7 protein-coding genes and 1 rRNA gene are annotated in these 7,220 nt (G+C 43.2%); 1 reads left to right on the top strand and 7 read right to left on the bottom strand.

What is annotated here, in order from left to right; all coding sequences use genetic code 11:
* The 6 genes from rplM to A3762_RS02510 form a co-directional block, all read right to left on the bottom strand.
* Positions 1–261: 50S ribosomal protein L13 (gene rplM / locus A3762_RS02535; protein WP_068753963.1), on the bottom strand; the 261-nt coding region annotated here is incomplete at its 3' end.
* Positions 262–436: 175 nt separating this feature from the next.
* A complete protein-coding gene (locus A3762_RS02530; protein WP_068753961.1) occupies positions 437–1,207 on the bottom strand; it encodes a TatD family hydrolase in 771 nt (256 codons plus the stop codon).
* A 5-nt stretch (positions 1,208–1,212) separates the two neighbouring features.
* The gene (prfC, locus tag A3762_RS02525) at positions 1,213–2,787 is read right to left on the bottom strand and encodes a peptide chain release factor 3 (protein ID WP_068472988.1); all 1,575 of its coding nucleotides are present in this window, start codon (positions 2,785–2,787) and stop codon (positions 1,213–1,215) included.
* Between the two features lie 21 nt (positions 2,788–2,808).
* A complete protein-coding gene (rimI, locus tag A3762_RS02520; protein ID WP_082868893.1) occupies positions 2,809–3,249 on the bottom strand; it encodes a ribosomal protein S18-alanine N-acetyltransferase in 441 nt (146 codons plus the stop codon).
* Between the two features lie 52 nt (positions 3,250–3,301).
* The gene (locus tag A3762_RS02515; protein ID WP_068472994.1) at positions 3,302–4,048 is read right to left on the bottom strand and encodes a hypothetical protein; all 747 of its coding nucleotides are present in this window, start codon (positions 4,046–4,048) and stop codon (positions 3,302–3,304) included.
* A 3-nt stretch (positions 4,049–4,051) separates the two neighbouring features.
* The gene (locus A3762_RS02510) at positions 4,052–5,599 is read right to left on the bottom strand and encodes a 2-isopropylmalate synthase (RefSeq protein ID WP_068472997.1); all 1,548 of its coding nucleotides are present in this window, start codon (positions 5,597–5,599) and stop codon (positions 4,052–4,054) included.
* 389 nt (positions 5,600–5,988) lie between these two features.
* Between A3762_RS02510 and A3762_RS02505 the strand changes: the two genes are divergently transcribed.
* Positions 5,989–6,471 (top strand): hypothetical protein, encoded by a 483-nt coding sequence (locus A3762_RS02505; protein ID WP_068753959.1) that lies wholly within the window; start codon positions 5,989–5,991, stop codon positions 6,469–6,471.
* A gap of 408 nt (positions 6,472–6,879) precedes the next feature.
* Here the strand turns inward: A3762_RS02505 and rrf are convergent.
* Positions 6,880–6,994: ribosomal RNA gene (gene rrf, locus A3762_RS02500) — 5S ribosomal RNA — on the bottom strand.
* Between the last annotated feature and the right edge of the window lie 226 nt (positions 6,995–7,220).

Here is a 7,220-nt window from a genome sequence, read left to right as displayed (position 1 = left end):
AATTGATTTCAAGCCACCAATGTAACCTGTGTGATGGTGATAAATCTTGTCACTTGCTTTTTTACCAGTTACGGCAACTTTCTCAGCATTAACAACGACAATGTAATCGCCTGTATCAACGTGAGGAGTGTATTCTGGTTTATGCTTGCCCCGCAAACGGCGCGCGATTTCGGTCGACAAACGACCTAGTGTTTTGTCTGTAGCATCAACTACATACCAGTCACGTTTTACCGATTCTGGCTTTGCACTTAACGTTTTCATTTAATTCGCCTTTAACTCTTCCGAGTAACCTAAAACTGTACACGTTTTTGTGTCAGCATTTCTATCTAATGCCTTGCCAATTCGAGACGGGGCTGACTCTGAAGAATTGTCCGGCAATTTGAGGGCGCGAATTATAAAACACATTAACGAACAATTACCAGCTTTTTTTATTTATTTATCTAGAGCTAAAAAACAACTTCTGGCAGTTATTTTGAAGGGCGTCAGCAAGACTCTCTTTATCAAGTTGTTTCATTTCTGACAGCTCACTCAGAATCTCTAGAATGTCTAATGGACTCCCTTGACGTTCGGGATTGCCAGGCAAGTACATATCCGGAGAATCCGTTTCAATTAGTAGCGCATCAACAGGCATGCGCTTAAACGCATCATAGGTTTTACCCTTATTTCTCTTGATCACACCACCAACGCCAAGATGCAAACCTTGATCAACAAACTGCTTAGCCTGCTCGTAACTGCCAGAGAAGGCATGAACCACACCCCAGTGCAAACCGCACTTTTTAACCAAATCTAAAACTTCTTGATGTCGCCTGACCGAATGCATGATCACCGGCTTGTCTAGCTTTCCCGCCAACTCGAGCTGCATTTCAAATATATTGAGCTGCTGCTCAAGATTATCAAAACGCGCATCTAAGCCACATTCTCCGATCGCAATAAAATGCTTTGACAGTGCTTGCAACTGATCACTTAACAAGTCATTTGATAAACTCTCTTGCGAAATAAAACAAGGATGGACTCCCAAAGCCACATGCATTATTTCAGGATACTTTTCAGATAAACCAAGCAATTCTTTCCAGTCAGAAGAATTTGTTGCTGGCACAACAAATCCAACCACACCATTCGAATGGGCCTGTTCGATTAATGTTGCGATATTCTGACGCAGAGGAGGGAAATTCAAATGGCAGTGCGTATCAATGAGTCGAACTGCCATATAGATCAATGCTCTCGTGTTTGACGGAAGTTCACGTCAGGATGACGCTCTGTCGCTAACTGCAAGTTAACCATAGTCGGCGCAATATACGTTAGATTATCACCACCATCTAAGGCTAAGTTGTCGTTGCATTTCTTTTTGAATTGCTCAAATGCCGCAGTATCATCACTATCGACCCAGCGTGCGGTCGCGACAGAAATTGGCTCATACATCGCGTCCACTTTGTACTCAGCTTTCAACCGATGTACAACAACATCAAACTGAAGCACACCTACCGCACCAACAATCAAATCATTATTAGCTAAAGGCCTGAATACCTGAACGGCGCCCTCTTCAGAGAGCTGTATTAAACCTTTATTCAATTGCTTCGCTTTCAGCGGATCCTTTAAACGAATTCGACGAAATAGCTCGGGCGCGAAATTTGGAATGCCCGTAAATCGGAACTCTTCACCTTCGGTAAACGTATCACCTATCTGAATTGTTCCATGATTATGCAAACCAATAATGTCGCCAGCATAAGCATTCTCGGCATTCTCACGATCTCCAGCCATAAAGGTTACAGCATCTGAAACTCGGACATCTTTACCGATACGAACATGCCGCATCTTCATTCCTTTACTGTATTGACCCGAGCAGATCCTCATGAAAGCAATGCGATCTCGATGCTGAGGATCCATATTCGCCTGGATTTTGAACACAAAACCAGAAAACTTGTTTTCTTCTGCCTCTACCTCACGCACATCAGTTGCACGTCCTTGCGGCTTAGGAGCCCACGAAGTAAGGCCGTCGAGCATGTGATCCACACCAAAATTACCTAACGCCGTGCCGAAATAAACGGGGGTCAATTCGCCAGCTAAGAAGAGCTCTTGATCAAATTCGTGAGAAGCCCCCTGTACTAAATCAATTTCGTCTCGAAGATCTTGAGCATACCCGCCTAGTTTTTCATCAAGCAGTGGGTTATCCAATCCTTCGATAACCTCCGAATCCTGGATTCTGTGCCCTTGACCAGTTTGATATAGCACCGTCTTATCTTCGTAGAGATGATAAACACCCTTAAACTCTTTACCACACCCAATTGGCCACGTGATAGGCGCGCAAGCGATCTTTAGAACATCCTCTACTTCATCCATGAGCTCAATAGGATCACGAATATCCCGATCAAGCTTATTCATAAACGTAACAATCGGCGTATCGCGTAAGCGAGTAACCTCCATCAATTTGATAGTCCGCGCCTCAACACCTTTAGCTGAGTCAATAACCATGAGGCAAGAGTCAACGGCAGTAAGGGTTCGATACGTGTCTTCTGAGAAATCCTCGTGTCCAGGCGTATCTAGCAGATTTACTAAGCAGTCATTAAACGGGAACTGCATAACAGAAGTCGTGACAGAAATACCACGTTCCTTTTCCATTTCCATCCAATCTGACTTAGCATGCTGACCACTTTTTTTACCTTTAACTGTGCCCGCCTTTTGAATAGCCTCCCCAAATAGCAACACTTTTTCGGTAATCGTTGTTTTACCAGCATCAGGGTGGGAAATAATCGCGAACGTTCGTCGCTTATCTATTTCTGGAAGGCTCATAATATTCCTAAAGAAAATTTACTATGCATATGCATCCAAACGCATATCCAAGGTCATCAGTACAGCGTCTTCACGCCCATTCGGGGCGGGATAATACCCTTTTCTTAAACCAACTTCATTAAAGCCTTCAGATTGATACAACCCCATAGCCCTATGATTAGATGCGCGAACTTCTAAGAAAAACATAACGCACTTTTTCTCCCGCGCAACACGAATTAAGGATTGTAAAAAAAGACGGCCAAAGCCTTTTCCAGCGTAGCGCGGATCTACACAAATATTAAGTAAATGCGCCTCATCTAAGACATATGAAACAATGGCGTGACCGATGGTGTGCTGACCCGAGATCAAAAGTACGCAATCGTTCTTGTCATTCAAACAGTCTTCGAAATTTTTGCGCGTCCAAGGAATGTCGTAACTCGCGGTCTCGATTTGCATAACCTTTTCTAAATCAGCCTCGACCATATCCCTTAGGCTGATGTCATTATGCGAAGGCCCGTGATACATGCAAAGTTTACTATATGATATCAGCCCATAACTGAGCTTTTAGTAAAGGATTACGGATACAGTCACTTAAAGACACTGAAGAACTTAAGATCATTGAGCCTGCAGTGCATTTAGCGATCGATCTAACGCACCCCTCACTCAAACTCACACCGAGAACGACTGTATTAATCGTCGCGTCGTTAATCATCTTATCGGAGAATTGCTGTAATGCACCGGCTAGCAAACGATCCGTATTAGATGCCTCAGCCTGAAATGAAAAAACAGGCCAACGAAAATTGCCTACAAAATTTAAATCGCTTCGACTTTGAAACCGCGCAATGACCAATGATGTAGCGATAGCAAAATCATTTAATTGAGAATCAGAACCAAAGCTAAGCAATCGGACATCGTCGCTTTGATATACATTTAGAGAAAACACTGAGGGCAAAGCATTAACGAGCGCAAGATCTTCTGCTTTTACTTCAACACCAGGTTCTATACTTGCATTCCGCTCACTTACACTCTCGACCTCTAGCATTTGAGGCGTTGAGTTTGAAATTTCAAGTGACGCACTCTGCTCTTCGAGACTTTCTAGAACGGTCTCCTTTTTTTCTTTAGCAAACTTACTTGCATTAACAGGAAGCTGATCAAGGTCATTAGCCCAGTCAGCTTGATCACTAAAAGTAGGGGATGGAGCAGCATTAAGCAGTTTATGGGCGTACCAGGTTTGCACCCCCATCATATCCAAATAACTAGCTTGCTGCCCCTGACGCGTCACCGCTTATACATCTCCTTGAGGATGCTGTCGCTCGTCAGCACTTTCCATAAGATTCAAAGCATTGATATATGCTTTTGCAGATGCAATAACAATATCAGTATCTGCGCCTAGACCGTTAACAATGCGACCACCACGTTCAACACGAACTGTGACTTCACCTTGCGAGTCTGTACCGCTTGTTATGTTATTAACAGAATACAACTGAAGATTGATGCCTGATTGAGCAAGCTTTTCGATAGCTGAATACGTAGCGTCAACCGGGCCACCACCCTCAGACTCGGCACTTACCTCTTCGCCATCAATTTTCAAGGTAACTTTCGATACGGGACGAACACCTGTTTCAGAAGCAACTGACATACAAACTAGTTCGTATTTTTCTTCCTTAGGTTTACTTACCGAATCACTTACTAACGCATGTAAATCCTCATCAAAGATTTCATGCTTTTTATCAGCTAATTCTTTGAATGCAGCAAATGCAGCATTTAATTCACTTTCAGACTCTAAAGCGATTCCTAATTCTTCTAAACGTGTACGAAACGCGTTACGTCCAGAAAGCTTGCCCAACACCAAACTATTCGTATGCCAGCCCACTGCTTCTGCCTGCATAATTTCGTAGGTTTCGCGATGCTTTAACACGCCGTCTTGGTGAATACCCGACTCATGAGCAAACGCATTAGCACCAACAATCGCCTTATTTGGCTGCACAGGGAAACCTGTAATTGACGATACTAATTTAGAAGCAGGTACAATTTGCGTCGTATCAATTCCAGTCTCTACATCAAACAGGTCAGAACGAGTGCGCACAGCCATCACGACTTCTTCAAGCGATGCGTTGCCCGCACGCTCACCTAAGCCGTTAATTGTACATTCAACCTGACGAGCACCTTGAGCAACTGCAGACAATGAGTTCGCAACCGCCAATCCCAAATCATTGTGGCAGTGAACAGAGAAGATAGCCTTGTCAGAATTTGGAATACGCTGGATCAATTGGCCGATCGTATTGCCATATTGTTCGGGAATCGCATAACCAACTGTGTCAGGAATGTTAATCGTAGATGCGCCCGCATCAATTGCGGCTTCAATGATACGACATAAAAAATCAATCTCTGAACGACCAGCATCTTCGCAAGAAAATTCAACATCATCAGTATGTGAGCGCGCTCGTTTTACTGCGCGAACAGCTTGCTCAATGACAGCATCTGGTTCCATCTGAAGCTTATACTTCATATGAATGGGAGACGTAGCTATAAACGTATGGATACGCGAAGCATTTGCCCCCTTCAGAGCTTCTGCAGCGCGATCGATATCTTTATCTAGCGCTCGAGAAAGACTACATATCCGAGAATCTTTTACCGTATTTGCAATCGCTTGCACAGCACCGAAGTCACCAGGACTTGCAATCGCAAAACCTGCTTCAATAACGTCGACTCTCATTTTTTCTAGCACACGTGCGATGCGAAGCTTTTCCTCTTTTGTCATCGACGCGCCTGGGCTTTGCTCACCATCACGCAAAGTGGTATCAAAAATTACTAACTTGTCTTTGGCTGACATATGCCAAACTCCTAAATTTCGAGATTTATATTCTGTACGCTTGTCGAAGGGGATAAAAATAACTGCCCTACGGCAGATTGAGGGTGAGCACGTCTAAAACTAGAGCGCAGAAAGGGGCAGGTGAATGCTTCGTAAAAATATTCATCACTAATTCATGCAACGACATGACTTAAACCAAAATAACAATGATTAAACCGGTTAGTGACTATAAACTTGCCACATTTATTTTCCAAGTTATTTTGAGCGATTTAGTGACAGATTCCTACAGATCTCGTATTTAGCTAAGCGCGCCTACATAACGGCAACCTTAACCTTTCGTCAGTTTTAGAGAATTATTTTAATTCAGTGCTATTCCCTAATATTAAGAAAATAAATAAGCGACCATACTAATGCTTACGATTTTGTTTATCATCACACTCGCTTTTGTAACCACACTGGTTGTTAAAGTACGCGCCTTATATAAAGCAGACCTGCAAACTAATGACAATAGTTGCCACAAAGAGACACGTAGACGACATAGAGAATGGATGCGCGCTAACCGTGTAATGATGAGGAATAATGACGAAACAATTCTCGAATACATCAACTCATTGCTCGACGACAAAAACACCGGACTTAGCCGTAGTTATGCGGCAGCAAATTACAAAGAAAGCATCTCCCAAAAAACATCTTCTAAACCATACCCAACAAGCCCACTAAAATCGCTAACAGACGACACGAAAGATTGGATAATTGTTGAGGAAGATAAAATTCCAGAACTCGTTGAGATAAGAAAACTCCCGCATTCGTATCTTACTGATCAGCCTAGAATTGATAAGCCTCTATCTGTTAATGATATATATGTGAGCAAAACCAACATCGCAGATACGTAATAACTGTAAATTACAGGCGAGCCTACTCACCGAAATATAACTCTTTCTAGGCATACATCAATCGCTAACAATCCACGCAAAAATATTGAACGGTAAGCCGCCTTTAATCAAAGGGTGGCCCTGACAATCTCCCAACGAACGTTCATAGTCAAGTTCTGTCCTCCGTGTGACCGGAATTTCTATGTTTAGCTCTCTACATGTAGGCACGGATTTTCAGACGCTCAAACGCACTACTAAAAGCCGGCAAGCTTAGTGCTGATCATCGCTTAAACCTGGATATAACTGCCAACGCAAGCATTATCTATTTGATTCGTTCAATATACTGCTAGATGATTGGGTCTCCACGAGACCTATGGGCACGCAATAAAAAACCCCAGCAGTATGTACTGCTGGGGTTTCGTATTAGAAGCCTGACGATGACCTACTCTCACATGGGACCTCCCACACTACCATCGGCGATGAACCGTTTCACTTCTGAGTTCGGGATGGGATCAGGTGGTTCCAGTTCTCTATGGTCGTCAGGCAAAACTCTGGTTGAAGTAACTTACTGTCGTTACACCAACACTTAATTCTGCTGTTGTCTTTAACATTTGGAAGCAATAGTAGTCGCTTATGATTCATATCTTCATTATTCGTCGATTGTTCGATTGGTTGCCTATACACCCAGCCTTCTTTCGAAGACGCTTTGGCGTTATATAGTCAAGCCTCACGGGCAATTAGTACAGGTTAGCTCAACGCCTCACAACGCT

It is taken from the genome of Oleiphilus sp. HI0125 (genome assembly GCF_001635355.1).
This window is presented reverse-complemented; position numbering and strand designations above follow the sequence as displayed.